The sequence below is a fragment of the Pseudomonas sp. PA1(2017) genome, from assembly GCF_001945375.1.
In the GTDB taxonomy this organism is placed as follows: Bacteria; Pseudomonadota; Gammaproteobacteria; order Pseudomonadales; family Pseudomonadaceae; genus Aquipseudomonas.
The window spans coordinates 403,300-417,045 of sequence record NZ_MSXU01000009.1; the positions used below are offsets into that span (position 1 = coordinate 403,300).

14 protein-coding genes are annotated in these 13,746 nt (G+C 56.9%); 11 read left to right on the plus strand and 3 right to left on the minus strand.

Translation table 11 applies throughout. The features are described from left to right. Positions 1 to 158 precede the first annotated feature (158 nt). Positions 159 to 623 (minus strand): helix-turn-helix domain-containing protein, encoded by a 465-nt coding sequence (locus BVH01_RS08965; protein ID WP_075930001.1) that lies wholly within the window; start codon positions 621 to 623, stop codon positions 159 to 161. Between the two features lie 291 nt (positions 624 to 914). On the opposite strand from BVH01_RS08965, the gene BVH01_RS08970 reads away from it, so the two are divergent. The 3 genes from BVH01_RS08970 (at position 915) to BVH01_RS08980 (ending at position 2,123) form a co-directional block, all read left to right on the plus strand. Beyond that, positions 915 to 1,409 carry a hypothetical protein gene (locus tag BVH01_RS08970; protein ID WP_075930002.1) on the plus strand — a complete coding sequence of 165 codons (495 nt, stop codon included), beginning with the start codon at positions 915 to 917 and terminating at the stop codon, positions 1,407 to 1,409. Between the two features lie 39 nt (positions 1,410 to 1,448). Continuing rightward, complete coding sequence (locus tag BVH01_RS08975) at positions 1,449 to 1,661, plus strand: hypothetical protein (protein WP_075930003.1); 213 nt, start codon at positions 1,449 to 1,451, stop codon at positions 1,659 to 1,661. Between the two features lie 123 nt (positions 1,662 to 1,784). Next, the gene (locus tag BVH01_RS08980) at positions 1,785 to 2,123 is read left to right on the plus strand and encodes a hypothetical protein (RefSeq protein ID WP_075930004.1); all 339 of its coding nucleotides are present in this window, start codon (positions 1,785 to 1,787) and stop codon (positions 2,121 to 2,123) included. A gap of 74 nt (positions 2,124 to 2,197) precedes the next feature. Here BVH01_RS08980 and BVH01_RS08985 read toward each other — a convergent pair whose 3' ends face one another. Beyond that, positions 2,198 to 3,778 carry an IclR family transcriptional regulator C-terminal domain-containing protein gene (locus tag BVH01_RS08985; protein ID WP_075930005.1) on the minus strand — a complete coding sequence of 527 codons (1,581 nt, stop codon included), beginning with the start codon at positions 3,776 to 3,778 and terminating at the stop codon, positions 2,198 to 2,200. Between the two features lie 194 nt (positions 3,779 to 3,972). Between BVH01_RS08985 and BVH01_RS08990 the strand changes: the two genes are divergently transcribed. The 4 genes from BVH01_RS08990 (at position 3,973) to BVH01_RS09005 (ending at position 7,050) form a co-directional block, all read left to right on the plus strand. Then, the gene (locus tag BVH01_RS08990; protein ID WP_075930006.1) at positions 3,973 to 4,782 is read left to right on the plus strand and encodes a ribonuclease activity regulator RraA; all 810 of its coding nucleotides are present in this window, start codon (positions 3,973 to 3,975) and stop codon (positions 4,780 to 4,782) included. A gap of 2 nt (positions 4,783 to 4,784) precedes the next feature. Then, positions 4,785 to 5,231 carry a nuclear transport factor 2 family protein gene (locus tag BVH01_RS08995; protein ID WP_075930007.1) on the plus strand — a complete coding sequence of 149 codons (447 nt, stop codon included), beginning with the start codon at positions 4,785 to 4,787 and terminating at the stop codon, positions 5,229 to 5,231. 128 nt (positions 5,232 to 5,359) lie between these two features. After that, positions 5,360 to 6,757 carry an aldehyde dehydrogenase (NADP(+)) gene (locus BVH01_RS09000; protein ID WP_256562744.1) on the plus strand — a complete coding sequence of 466 codons (1,398 nt, stop codon included), beginning with the start codon at positions 5,360 to 5,362 and terminating at the stop codon, positions 6,755 to 6,757. Then, a complete protein-coding gene (locus BVH01_RS09005) occupies positions 6,757 to 7,050 on the plus strand; it encodes a Dabb family protein (protein ID WP_075930009.1) in 294 nt (97 codons plus the stop codon). The genes BVH01_RS09000 and BVH01_RS09005 overlap by 1 nt, the downstream gene beginning before the upstream one ends. 162 nt (positions 7,051 to 7,212) lie before the next feature. On the opposite strand, the gene BVH01_RS09010 is transcribed toward BVH01_RS09005, so the two are convergent. Continuing rightward, complete coding sequence (locus BVH01_RS09010; protein ID WP_256562745.1) at positions 7,213 to 8,373, minus strand: LacI family DNA-binding transcriptional regulator; 1,161 nt, start codon at positions 8,371 to 8,373, stop codon at positions 7,213 to 7,215. A 151-nt stretch (positions 8,374 to 8,524) separates the two neighbouring features. Here BVH01_RS09010 and BVH01_RS09015 point away from each other — a divergent pair, with 151 nt between their 5' ends. The 4 genes from BVH01_RS09015 (at position 8,525) to BVH01_RS09030 (ending at position 13,743) form a co-directional block, all read left to right on the plus strand. Beyond that, a complete protein-coding gene (locus BVH01_RS09015) occupies positions 8,525 to 9,925 on the plus strand; it encodes an MFS transporter (RefSeq protein ID WP_083659446.1) in 1,401 nt (466 codons plus the stop codon). An 18-nt stretch (positions 9,926 to 9,943) separates the two neighbouring features. Next, positions 9,944 to 11,131 (plus strand): mandelate racemase/muconate lactonizing enzyme family protein, encoded by a 1,188-nt coding sequence (locus BVH01_RS09020; RefSeq protein WP_075930010.1) that lies wholly within the window; start codon positions 9,944 to 9,946, stop codon positions 11,129 to 11,131. Positions 11,132 to 11,196: 65 nt separating this feature from the next. Continuing rightward, a complete protein-coding gene (locus BVH01_RS09025) occupies positions 11,197 to 12,729 on the plus strand; it encodes a UxaA family hydrolase (RefSeq protein WP_139317801.1) in 1,533 nt (510 codons plus the stop codon). A 63-nt stretch (positions 12,730 to 12,792) separates the two neighbouring features. Continuing rightward, positions 12,793 to 13,743 carry a tripartite tricarboxylate transporter substrate binding protein gene (locus BVH01_RS09030; RefSeq protein ID WP_075930012.1) on the plus strand — a complete coding sequence of 317 codons (951 nt, stop codon included), beginning with the start codon at positions 12,793 to 12,795 and terminating at the stop codon, positions 13,741 to 13,743. Positions 13,744 to 13,746 lie beyond the last annotated feature (3 nt).

A 13,746-nucleotide genomic window follows, 5' to 3' on the forward strand; every position in this document is an offset into this window, starting at 1 on the left:
CGCCGGTTGGAATGACTGGCAGTGGCGAAGTAGGGCGTCGCGGTCGTTGTGGTTGAGATCAAATTCGACTAGCACGGCAGGGGCTCCGATCAGGCTGTGATCCCCGCGAATCTACCCATTGCGATGCAAGTTTCCAACTGCCCATTCGATCTGCATGCCTATTGCTGAGGATTTCGTCTGTACCAGTGACGGCCCACTGTCGACTTGGAAAGATTCAGAACGCGAGCAACCTCTAACTGGTTCAGGCCCGTCGCTTTCAGCGCCAAAACCGCCTTGGTGGTTTCGATGCCTTTGGCGGCTTGCGGGTGCGTCAACTCTGCCTGCTCAGCGCGCAGTGGCACATCGAAAAGCTCAAGCTCGTCGAGCTCTCGGACGGCCTCTTCAAGGACTTCTCTGGCTGACACCCCGCGCTGTGCTCCGTGCGCGAGAGCAAGGAGGGTGAGTGGGGCAATCTGCAATCCCTGCGCAAGAGCGTGGTTGGTTTCGATCGTCACTGCTCTCTCGCCCCGCTCTAAACGGCTGACGTACGACGCGTCCACGCCGGCCGAGAGATCCTGCTGTTTAAAGCCTTTGTTTTTCCGCAGCAAACGGAGCGTCAAGGCATAGGCGTCGCGAAGCAACATACACGTGTCCTGCAAAAGGAGACGGTATGCCGTGTTTGTTATGGCCCTCACAAATGTATATAGTCATGTATGCGGGATTTTGATTTTTTTCACCGCTTTCAGGCGCATGCCTGGATGGCTCGTGGGCCTCCTACCAGCTCCGAAAAATGGGCGAGCGGAGGCAGTGGTCGATGACCACCTGCGGGGCACAACCTTTTCCATGTTTCAGGGCTGTCGGCGTTACGGCGGAAGGGAGCGAGTTGGTCACTGCCTACTCACGGAATTTAGATAAATTGATAAAGGGATTGCTGTATGTCGCAAATGCGCAAAATTGTCGTAACGGTTAGAAATCATAAAGACAGCGACACAGGCAATTCTTCGACGCTATATCAGCGAGTAAGGGCTGAAGATGAATCGGGCAAAACTATCTACTTTAAAGCGTTGTTAATCCCCGATTACATCAGGAAAAAGGGCGCCTATGATAAGGACGTTCCGAGAACTTGGTATGTAAAAGAAACCTCTAAGAAGATTACGGTCGTCGTGGGTTTTGAAAACAGCAGGGGAGAGTTTTTCTTTGATGCTGATGAACTCCGGGAAGTTACTCGCGGAGCAAGAGTGCAAGGTTTGATTTTTGCTGTCGCTGCAGTACCGGCCTCCGTGATCGTCGCGATAGCCACTTACGGCTTAGGTCTTCTCCTAATGCCTGTGTTCTTCTTCTATGCCTACCGATTCTTCTTCAAAATTCCATCGATACTCAGCCATAAAACTCTGCAGCGGGATTTTGAGGGGTTTGGGATCAAAATTTAGCGTTGTTGTCGGGTGGCATTAGTAGTGCAGGGTAGGGAAATGAGCTGGGAAGTGACTGTCGAAAACTGGGATGGGGAGGGGGCTTTCAGTATTCCCGAGGAAGCGTTGCATAAGCTAGGCGTCAATATTGGTGATAGCGTCTACCTGTTGGTTGAGTACGTCGGCAATGCTCCCTGCCTTGTGCTCAGCAAAACTCCGAAGATTACAGATTGCATCGATGAGCGGGTCTCACATTGGGATCAACCAGGGTAAGAGCTGCAGTGATCGCGTTAGGCAGCGCTAGGCCAAACGGGGGCGGTAACAGGGTTGATGGACATCTACGCGGCTTCGGAGACTTCTTGAGTCTAGGGCAACTCTGATGTGGAACCGGCTCGTATGAGCGATGACGATCACATTGAGACTGAGCAAGTAGCTCGGTACGACGTACCTCTGTGTCCAAATCGACTAATCGTGGCTTTAGAGGCTGTGCGTGGGCCGGGCATAGCGCTTGCGTTGCTCCGAGAGCACCTGCAACTGCGCGAAACCGCAAAGCTCGTATTTTCCAGCTATAGCGACTGCTTCTTTTTGCGGCTCGACGAAATCGACCGCTTTCAGAATCGGCGTGTCGGCGGGCTCGAAGCGGTGACAACTATGCCGTTCAAGGCGGGCGAGATTTTCAAGCACGAGATCTTCAAAGAGGAAATCGCCAAGAAGATGCCACCTGACGCTGGTTAGAGCGATTCGCAGTGGCGGAGCAGGGCGTCTTGATCGCTATGGTGGCAGTCGAGCGCGCTAAATATGTCTTCTCGCTACGGTGTCGAAGGAGGTGTATAGCGAAGCTTGAGAAGGCTCCCAGAAGATGGAGAATTGCTCAGCACTTCCTTGCTGAGGTGATGGCGAGCGCTTGTTATAAACATTGCGTTGCTTCCATCACCTTCAAAGCAGATGTCGGTAGGACTCGGAACCGGCACGCCTACCATTTGATCAAGGCTGCCATCACCAGCAAAACGCACGAGACTCCAGCCACCAATCAATGAGGCCCAGATTCCGCCGACTGCGTCGACTGCCAAACCGCCCAGCTCACCGGCACCTTTGGGCAGCGTCGCCAGCCTGCGCACGACTTGGCTATCTTTCTGCAACAGGTAGATGGTTCCGCTCTGCGGCGCTGCAGCATACAAGTGCTCACCGGTGCCGTCCCAACATAGCGCAGAGATCGGCTCTTGAAACTGACGTGGATCGCGTAGTTCGCCTGCGCTTAACTCTCCAACACGGCAGCCGCTACCGGCACTTAAGCAGCCCCACAGCGAGCCATCTGGGTGCCGGCTTATTCCAAGCAAGCTTTTACCGGGCCAATCCGCGAGGGGACGCTCATTCCCCTCTCGATCAATAAGGCTCCAGCCATTGCGGTGGCTAACTAGAAGACCGTCATCGAGAAGCTCTAATCCGGTAATCGGAGCGTCAAGTCGAGCTAAGAGGCCAGAACCCTGGTCGTCCAAACGGTGAACTGCGGGGGCCAGTGTGTCAGCCCAGTACAAGCAGCGTTGCTTCTGATCCCAGCGTGGGAACGCGCCGGAGAATGCCCAGGAATCCTCGATGACTTGAACGCTGCTTTCGTCAGTGTTGACCGCACTGCTGCGCAACTGCGCACCTATGCGGCGCGCCGCGTCAGCCAATTCAGGGCCTAGCAACTCCAAACGACTCCGCGGGAGCCTATACGCTGGCCCGGCCACGCTGATTGCACCATGTACCACGCCACTGTCATCGACAATAGGTGCCGCTACGCACCGTACACCAAGGACAATTTCTTCATCGTCAATCGCGTAGCCGCGGGCGCTAGTGACTTGCAGTTCGATCTGAAGCTGCCGCCGATCAGTAAGGGTTCTTGGAGTGAGCTCGGTCAGAGTTAGGCCCTTGAGAATCTTCTCCCGCTCCTCCTGGTTCAGCGCCGACAGAATCGCTTTGCCCTGTCCTGTGCAGTACACCGGCTTGCTTTGCCCAAGGGTGGCTGCGGATCGAGTCGTGTGGGCGCCGTCGCACCTTTCAAGTGACAAGACCTGGTTCCCGTCGAGCACTGCCAAATAAGACGTTTCACCAGTGAAGTCACGCAGGGCTCGCAGCTCGCTGGTAGCCGCTGCAACTAGATCTGGCTTCAAGTAAGCGTTACGGACTAGCTCTAGATAGCGAAAACCGAGTCGGTAGACCTTACGCAAAGGATCACGCCGGATCATACCGCGATCCACCAGGCTTCCCAGGATGCGGTACAGCGTCGTGCGCGGAAGAGGAACCAGATTCGACAGCTCCCCCTGATTTAGCCCTAAGGGAGCCGATCCGATTGCTTCCAGAACATCTAAAGCCTTCTCAAGAGATGCGGTGCCTTCATTAGTCTTCATCGTCTTTCCCACGATATGGAACTGTGAGGCGAGGGTAGCGCCTTTTGATATTCACATCGACCGATACCCCGCCTAGCATCGTTTTCACACCGTAGGTTCTGCGGATCGATTCCCATACCTCGGGATTTTCAGTCGACGAGGGCCTTGAGCTCTCGCGCAGCGCATGCACCTTCTATTTTCTCCGGAGAACAAGAATGACGATTCACCAATACGCGGACTCTTACGATAACAGCGCCAATCGCAACGTTCGGGTGAGCGACGAAACGCTGTCCAAGCTGGCTCGATGCAGCAGCGGTTCGCTGACTACCCAGCTGTTCAAGCGCGGCTTCCGCCAGCCCGCTTTCGTGGGACTCAAAGCCATGAGCGGCCTGAATACAAAGCCCTTTGCTGGTCGCGCGTACACGATGCGTTTCATTCCGGCACGTGAGGACATTGATACCTACGGCACCATGACTACAAAGCCTAACGGCGACAATTTGCAATGGCAGGGCGTTGAGCAGATTCAGCCAGGTGATGTTCTGGTGATCGACAGCCGTAATGATCCAGCTGCCGCGTCCGCCGGCAACATTCTGGTGACCCGTCTGCTGGCCCGTGGCGCTAAGGCGATTGTCACCGACGGTGCTCTTCGCGATGGCAGTGAAATCGCTGCTTTGCCGCTACCTGCGTACGCCCGGGAAATCACCGCGACGACCCGTATCTCTTATCACCACGTAGCTGATCTCCAAGTCCCGATCGGCTGCGCCGGCATCGCTGTTTACCCAGGCGACGTGATCGTAGGCGACGTAGACGGCTTGACCTTGGTTCCTGCGCACCTTGCCGAGGAGTTGGCCGAGGTCTGCCTGGAACAGGACGACATTGAAAATTACCTCAGCATGCGAATTGCCGGTGGCGAACCGTTGTGGGGAGTTTACCCGCCGAGCCAGGAAGCGGTCGCTGCATACAAAGACTGGGTTGCATCCGGTCGCCCAGCCATCCCGAGCATCATTGCCAACGGAGGAAACTAAACATGGCAGAGCACAAGCACGCGCAAACCATCCGCCGCTACTTCGACGCTTGCAACGAAGCTGACTTCAACAAGCTGGTGTCGTGCTTTACACCTGACGCTGTTCACTACTTTCCTGCAGGACTTCCCGAAGTGCCTTGGCGCGGTGCTGAAACTATCGCGGCCAAATGGGTGTGGTGCGTTGAAAACCTGGGGTCACAGTGGACGATCGAGAAAATTTTGGTCAGCCATGATAGCGACGAAGCTGTCATCGAGTGGACGCACTGGAAAGGTAAGGTCGGTACCGCACTGCGTGGTGATGAGTGGTACATCTTCGATAAAGAGAGCGGTCTGATCAAAGAGATCCGCGCTTACTACGCGTCGCCAGCCGACAAAGAAGTGACGATCAACGAGTTGGTTGACTTCGATTACGCCGGTCGTGGCTACAACCTGAAAGCCAAGTCGCGCTAATCCTCCTAGCCACCTCTCGGTGGCTTTCATCGGTTCCCAAACACCCTTCCTTCATTGCGGGAAGGGCTGAACCGTTCAACTCATGAATTCAAGAGAGGTGCCCGATGGCTACCCATAATGATCCAGCCATGTCCGCGATCGATCAGGTTGTTGCGAAGGCGGCAGCCGCCTCTACTTTCTGGGGTGAGTCCTCTGGTCAAACTCGTGCAGCGCTGCTGCGCGGGCTGGCCGCGGCGTTAGAGTCCAATCAGGCTGAGTTGGTCGCGATCGCCGACCGTGAGAGCGGCTTGGGCGATGGACGCCTAAATGGCGAGGTGGCACGTACGGCATTTCAATTGCGTGGCTTCGCAGACCAGGTCGAGGCTGGAGTGCCCTACCGCTATGTTGACGATTCGGCCGTGCAGGGAGCTCCGCCAGCTGGGCGTCCGCGTCTGACTCGTGTGCAGCGACCACTAGGCCCAGTGGCGATGTTCTCGGCCAGCAACTTTCCTTTTGCGTTTTCGGTGCTGGGTGGCGACACAGCTTCCGCTTTGGCGGCTGGTTGCCCGGTAATCGTTAAGTCGCATTCTGGCCATCCGGACTTGTCGCGCGCAGTTTATGAACTCGCGCGCCGCGTCGTCGCTGAACAGCAGTTGCCTGAGGGTGTACTCACGCTTATCGATGGCGCATCTCGCGGGGCTGGCGGTTATTTGGTGCAACATTCGCAGATCGCGGCCGTTGCATTCACCGGCTCTTATCAGGGCGGTACCGCGCTTTGGAAACTGGCCAACGAACGTGCCCGGCCAATCCCTTTCTTCGGCGAGCTCGGTTCGATCAACCCATTGATCGCCCTGGACGCTGCGCTCGAACAGGATGGTGACAATCTCGCTAAGACGCTGGCTGCGTCTATCACTCTGGGCTGCGGCCAGTTTTGCACTAGCCCAGGCGTTATAGTTGTTCAAGCAGGGGCAATTAGTGAGTGCTTTATCTCCAGCTTGGCTGAGGCGCTTCGCCCGATCAAGACACATAGGATGCTCACACCATCGATGAAAAAAGGCTTCGATGATGCGTCTCGTACTGTGGCCGCTCACGCCAAGGCGGTTTTTACCGCCGATGCAGACGGTGAAGGCCCGGCGCCACGCCTTTTCTCTGTTCAGGCGAATGAGTTCATTGCGAATGCCCATCTGCGCGAAGAGATGTTCGGCCCTGCCGCAGTGGTAGTGAGCGCCACATCGGTCGAGCAGATCGCCGAGGTGTTGGCATCAATTGGCGGCACTTTGACCACCACCATCTGGGGAGCAAACGAGCCGAGCGATGCGAATGCTGCGCTTGTGCGAGCTGCACAAGACGTTTCGGGGCGCGTGCTTTTCAGTGGTGTACCAACCGGTGTGGCTGTCTGTGCGGCTCAGCAGCACGGCGGCCCATGGCCTTCTTCTACGGCTCCGCAGACAACGTCAGTGGGGTATGCAGCGATCGAGCGTTTCTTGCGGCCAGTCGCACTCCAAGACGCTCCTGCCTGGCTATTGAGTGCCAAGGGGGTGGCGTGATGATGCGTCACATCGTGATGTTTCGTCGGCTACCCGAAATAGAGAAACAGCCTGAACTGGAGCAGCGTCTGGTCGAGCGTATGCGCAACCTGGAAGGCGAGATTGATTTAATCCGCGAGTGGCGCGTGGCCGCTAATGAATTAGATCGGCCGATATGCTGGGATTACATTCTGGAGTCAACCTTCGATGACGCGGATGCCGTAGCTCGCTACCTGCCGCATCCGGCGCACCAAGCGCTGGTATCGGATTTAAAGAAATACTTCGAGTGGGTGGCCGTGGACTACACGCAGTAGGGTAAATCTCGGCCAGGTCGAGCAGGGCTTGGCGAGTAAACGTGGCGGCAGGCGTCCACGATTCGCCTACCGAACGCGGCCTTTCTTCGTGAATCCTATTAACCGAACCCGCCTTCTGGCGGGTTTTTTTCGCAGATTTCGCGCGCCCGATAAAGCAAGAACTCAAGTGCTCTCGCGCACGACCAGGCTAAAACCCACATCCTCGACGCACGCGCGCGCAGCAAGGCGCCCATCAATGCGCTCAAGCAACAGTTCAGCAGTGCGTAATCCTATACGGCCGCCATCAATGCCTACTGTCGTAAGTCGTGGGTGAGTGTGAGCGGCGAACTCAAGGTCGCCGAAGCCCATTACAGCAACGTCTTGCGGAATTCTCAGGCCGCTCGCCGTGGCCTCCGCGATAACCCCTTGAGCCAGTAGGTCAATGCTGCAAATAACTGCATCCATTCCAACCTTTCGCGCAAGCAGCTTCGCCATCGCTTGGCGCCCGTTGCCGACCGCAACGGGTACGGACTGAAGCTCGACTGCTACGGGTTCTAACCCAGCTTCGGCGAGACGCTGAACGCAAGCTAAACGGCGTCTGGTACCCCGAGCATCGTCGCTCCAAATAAGGGCGATGCGCCGATATCCCCGTTCAATCATATGCTCGGCCATCATCCGTCCAACGGCCTCGTGAGAAAAACCAACCACGGTATCGATTGGATCCTCATGCAGCTCCCATGCTTCGACGATAGGTGTCCCGCGACCGAGGAGCTTCTCGCGAGCTTCCTGGGTGAAAAGCTGTCGCGTGAGCACAATCCCATCGGGACGCCGCGCAAGAATATTGTCGACTAGGTCAGCTTCGCTCGCAGCGTTTAGGTCTGCCTGACTGACCAAGAGCTGGTACCGCGATGCAGCCAGTCGCTGGCCCAGTTGGCTGACGGTGTCGACGAAGGCTCGGTTGGCGATATTCGGGATTACAACAATGACCAGGCGACTGCGTTGGGATACCAGCCCGCCGGCTAACAAATTGGGTACGTAGCCCGTTTTGCGGATGGCATTGCGAACGCGTTTAGTCGTCTTCTCTGAGACCAGTTCAGGTCGGTTGATCACGCGCGAGACTGTAATAGGGGAGACCTTGGCTAGCTTGGCCACATCATCCAGCGTGGCTGCTGCGGGGCGGCCATCCGGTATTGGGAGCGACGTTTTCTGGCCAGCGGCTGTGGTAGTAATTTCGGACATCAGACTCAGGAACTCACGTGAATACGGCTGGCAGGCCACGTCATGGCCGTCGCTCGATTGTAACGAAATAGAGGCCAAAAAAAGCCGAATATTGTGAAGTTCCATATGCTGGGAATTTCCGGCGAACTCGGGTTTGCAACTTCACAAAGTGTGGTCTTAGTATGACTGACAGCGCTGTCATTTGATAGCGCTGTCATTCGGGTGCGAGCGCACAGCGACTCGTAGCCGCGCCAATAAGAACAATGAGGCATCACCAATGAATAACCCGAACAGCATTGCCGCTGGTAGCGATGGAAAGCTCGATTTTTCTGTGCAGGATGCTGTTAAGCCCGTAGCCGCTACGCGATATCGCTACCTAACACTCGCGCTGATAACCATGGTCTTAGCGCTAAGCTCGGGAGACCGCGCTGCGTTATCTGTAGCCGGATCCGACATGAGTCGCGAGCTGGGTATCAGTTCTGTGGAGATGGGTTACCTGTTCTCCATCTTCAGCTGGGCTTACGTGATCTTCCTGATTCCCGCCGGCTGGCTAAGTGACCGGTTCGGCTCGAAAAAGGCCATGTTTTTCGCCATCGTGATTTGGTCGGTGTTCACCGTCTGCATGGGGCTTGTCCACTTTGTCGGCATGATCGTTCCGCTACTACTCGCGCTACGCTTCCTGCTCGGTGTCGCCGAGTCACCGGTTGGCCCTGCGTCAACACGTGTAATTGCCTCCTGGTTCCCCTCATCAGAACGGGGTATGGCAGGGGCGATCTTCAACAGCGCCCAGTACATCTCCCTCGCGTTCTTTACCCCTTTTATGGGTTGGCTTTGCTACGCATTTGGTTGGGAGTATGTATTCATCGTCATGGGCATCGTGGGTCTTGGGATCGCAGCAATTTGGTGGGCCAATTACTTCCTGCCTGTGAAGCATCCGAAGATGAACACGCAGGAATTGGAATACATCCGCAAAGGTGAGGGCCTGGTCGACCTGGAAAACCAGGCAGCGCTACCCAAGTCCGCGCGGCGCAGCTCTCTACGCGACATCGGTGTGCTGTTTAAGAGCCGTATGCTCCTGGGCATGTTCGTGAGCCAGTACTGTGTCAGCGCCGTCACCTGGTTCTACGTCACTTGGTTCCCGATTTACCTAGTGAAGGAGCGGGGCTTCGACATCCTTCAAGCTGGTTTAGTCGCTTCGATTCCCGCGCTGTGCGGACTTATCGGTGCGATTTCCTCGGGCTTCTTTTCTGACTTCCTGATGCGCCGCACTGGGTCGCTGAGCATCGCGCGCAAGACCCCGATCGTCACTGGCGTGCTGCTCAGCTCGACCATGATGCTGTGCAACTACGTAGATACCCAGTGGCTGGTGATCGCAGTCATGAGCCTGGCCTTCTTCGGAAAGGGATTCGGCAACCTTGGCTTCAGCGTCGTGGCCGACACCGCGCCACGGCAAATGGTTGGCATCACCGGCGGAGTGTTCAACGCCATGGGTAACACGGCGGGCATTGTGACCCCAGTGGTGATTGGATACCTGCTGGCTTCCTCCGGCTCTTTCAACAGTGCGCTTTTCTATGTCGGCGCTCATGGCCTGCTGGCCGCGTTCTCCTACCTATTCATCGTCGGAAAAATCCAGCGTCTTCAGCTGGATGATCTCACCGGCAAACCTTCGGCTTCATAAAAAAAGAGGGCCTTTGCAATGATCGAGAGCAACGTCTATATCGACCCGAAAATCGCCTCCATGCAACCTGGAGAAGCCACCACCGACAGCATTGAGTGGGTCAAGGTGTCCTACACCGTTTTGCCTCTAGGTGCGCCAATTAGCGATGCCAAGGTACTCACCGGCCGGCAGAAACCCCTGACCGAAATTGCCTTCATCTTTGCCGAAATCCGCACCCGTGAAGGGTGCGAAGGTATCGGATTCGGCTACTCCAAGCGCGCTGGCGGCCCCGGTATGTATGCCCATGCCAAGGAGATCGCTCCTAGCCTGCTCGGGGAAGACCCTAACGACATCGCCAAAATCTTCAACAAGCTGCTTTGGGCGGGCGCGTCTATGGGGCGAAGCGGTCTGACTACCCAGGCCATCGCACCTTTTGACATCGCTCTGTGGGATCTCAAGGCCAAGCGCGCCGGCCTGCCGCTGGCCAAGCTACTTGGTGCCCACCGAGATTCAGTGCAGTGCTACAACACCTCTGGTGGTTACCTTTCGACTCCACTGGAGAAGGTGCTCGACAACGTTGAGACGTCACGTGGTAACGGTATTGGCGGCATCAAGATCAAAGTCGGCCAGCCGGACACGAGTATCGATTACAAGCGTGTAAAAGCGGTGCGCGAGCGCCTTGGTGAAGGCTTTCCGCTGATGGTGGACGCCAACCAGCAGTGGGATCGAGTTACCGCCCAGCGCTTTTGCCGCAAGCTTGAAGAGTTCGATTTGACTTGGATCGAAGAACCCTTGGACTGCTACGACGTCCAGGGGCATGCCGCACTCGCGGCGTCGCTGGACACTGCCATTGCCACCGGGGAAATGCTCACCAGTTTTGGTGAGCATGCGCAGCTGATCACGGCCAAGGGTGCCGACTTCATCCAGCCGGACGCACCACGAGTGGGCGGTATCACACCGTTCCTGCAGATCATGAATCTTGCGAGCTTTCAGGGCCTCAAGCTTGCCCCGCATTTCGCCATGGAAATCCACCTGCACCTGGCTGCTGCATACCAGGAAGAGCCTTGGCTGGAGCATTTCGAATGGTTGGAGCCAATGTTCAACGAGCGCCTGGAGCTGCGTGACGGCCGCATGTGGGTGCCGAATCGTCCTGGCCTCGGTTTCTCGCTCAGTGAGCAAGCCCTGGCCTGGACGCAGGACAGCACCGAGTTTGGCAAGCGTCCCTGAGCGTTGCGTAGCGGTGGTGCTTGGTTCGCCACCGCTACGGTTTGATCCCAATAGGAATAATGATCATGAGTCACCGTGAAGTCAGCCCCGTCATTCGTCTCGATGCCGCCGATAATGTTGTTGTTGCGCGCGTCGAGATCCCCGCAGGTACCGCCATTCCCGGAGAAGGCGTGACCACGCAACAACCAGTACCGCTTGGCCACAAGGTCGCTGCAAAGCTAATTACCAAAGGCGAGCCGGTGCTCAAATACAACACGGTAATTGGTTACGCTGCTGAAGACTTGCCGCCTGGTACGTGGATGCACAGCCACAACATCACCTTCGGCGAGACCGCGCGCGATTATCGCTATGGCCTGGACTATGTACCGACAGACCTGATCCCGCAGGAGCAACGTGCGACCTTCCAAGGCATCGTGCGTGCAGATGGCCGTGTGGCAACGCGCAATTACCTCGGAGTGTTCGTAGTTGGCAACTGCGGCGCCACCGTGGCGCGCAAGATTGCCAATCACTTCGACACCTCGCGCCTGGCAGGCTTTCCCCACATCGATGGGGTGGTGCCTTACGTGCATGAAATCGGTTGTGGCATGGAAATGACCGGCGAGCCTATGGATCTGTTGCGCCGTACCATCGCCGGTTACATCAAACACCCCAACACCGCCGGGGCCGTGGTCATCGCCCTAGGCTGCGAGCGCAACAACATCCACGGTTTCTTCGAGCAGGAAAGGCTCGTAGAAGGCGAGATGCTTAAGAAGCTGATCATCCAGGACGTCGGCGGGGTAAAAAGCGCCACCGACCAGGGCATTTCTCTGATCGAAAGCATGTTGCCGCGAGCAGATGAAGCACGCCGCCAGACGGTGTCTGCCGAACACCTGATGATCGGAATGCAATGCGGCGGTTCTGACGGCTTTTCCGGTTTGTCCGCTAACCCGGCCCTAGGCGCGGCGGTCGATATCCTAGTGCGTCACGGCGGCACGGCGATCCTTTCGGAAACCTCGGAGATCTTCGGTGTCGAGCACACTCTGACAGCCCGGGCGGCAACGCCGGAGATTGGCCGCAAGCTGATTGAACGCATTGAATGGTGGCTGGAGTACAACCGCGGTCGTGACACCCAAATCAATGGGCGCGTAAGCCCCGGCAACAACGCCGGGGGCCTGGCCAATGTGCTGGAGAAGTCACTCGGCGGCGCGAAGAAAGGGGGTAACGCACCCCTCATGGACGTCTATGAATACGCCCATCCCGTGAAGACTCGTGGCTTGGTGTTCATGGACACGCCTGGCTATGACCCGGTGTCGGCTACCGGCCAGATTGCCGGCGGCGCAAACATGATCGCCTTCACCACGGGGCGCGGTTCGTGCTTCGGATCTGTGCCAGCCCCGACTTTCAAGCTGGCGAGCAACACCCCCATGTACACCCGCATGAGCGACGACATGGATATCAACTGTGGGCAGGTTATCGACGGCGACAAGACCATCGCAGAAATGGGGCAGGAGATCTTTGAACGCTTGTTGGCCCATGCCTCCGGCGAACCAACCAGGAGTGAGGCTAACGGTCTCGGCGAGGATGAATTCTGTCCCTGGCAGATCGGTGTGCTGGCCTGAGCACTCGCATTCGAATGGGGCGCCGCCTTGCGCCCCTGCTTTTACGACGAAAATAAGAAGGGCATGACCATGATAAAAACCACGATGAAAGCATTCGCCTTAATCGCAGGCGTCCTGGCCACGGGTGCCAACGTAACCGCGGCCCCCCCAGAAACTGTCGATTACCCTGCCAAGAGCGTGCGTTTGTTCGTCCCTGCTGCCCCAGGTGGCGCGACCGATGCGTTAGCTCGGGCCTACGCACGCGAATTCGAAGTCGTAACCGGCAAGTCGATGGCAATCGTCAATCAGTCCGGCGGCGGCGGCGTGGTGGCATTCCAGTCTGTAATCACGAGTCGTGCAGACGGCGCCACGCTTTTGTTCTACCACAGCGCTCTGCACGTCGCGAATGCATCTGGGCGCTCGCCATTTGGGTTCGGCGACATGCGCGCATTGGCAACAATGGGCGAGATGAATGAAGTCTATGCGGTGCGCAAAGATGCGCCTTATTCGACCATCCCTGAGCTGGTGGAGTATGCGAAGGAGGGCGGTAAGGTCACTGTGGCGATGCAGCTGGGCGGGTCAACTCAAGTCAAGGCACAGGCGCTTGCAAATCTCGGCGAAGGCATTCGAGCGGTAGATGCGGGGAGTGAAGGGCAGCGAGTGACATCGCTACTTGGCAAGCAGGTTGATGTCGGAATTTTGGGACTTAGCAATGCGCGCCAGTATGAAAAGAATGGCGACATAAAAATCATCGGCGTCATTAACGATAAGCCCGATGTCTTCGAGCCGCAATGGCCGACTACTACGGCGCAAGGCATCGATATTGTCATGCCGGTGGCTTTCGCGCTGTATGGTCAGAAGAAGCTGCCAGATGCGCTGGTGGCAAGCTTGGACAGCATCAATGAGCGCATTCAAGCAAGTGAAGCCTTCAAAGCGGACATGGAGCGTTATGGAGTGGCTCCTGCGTTTCGCACGTCGAGTCAGGCGGATGAGTATCTAGCCGAGGAAGAGCAAGCCGTTCGCAAGCTGCTCTAATCA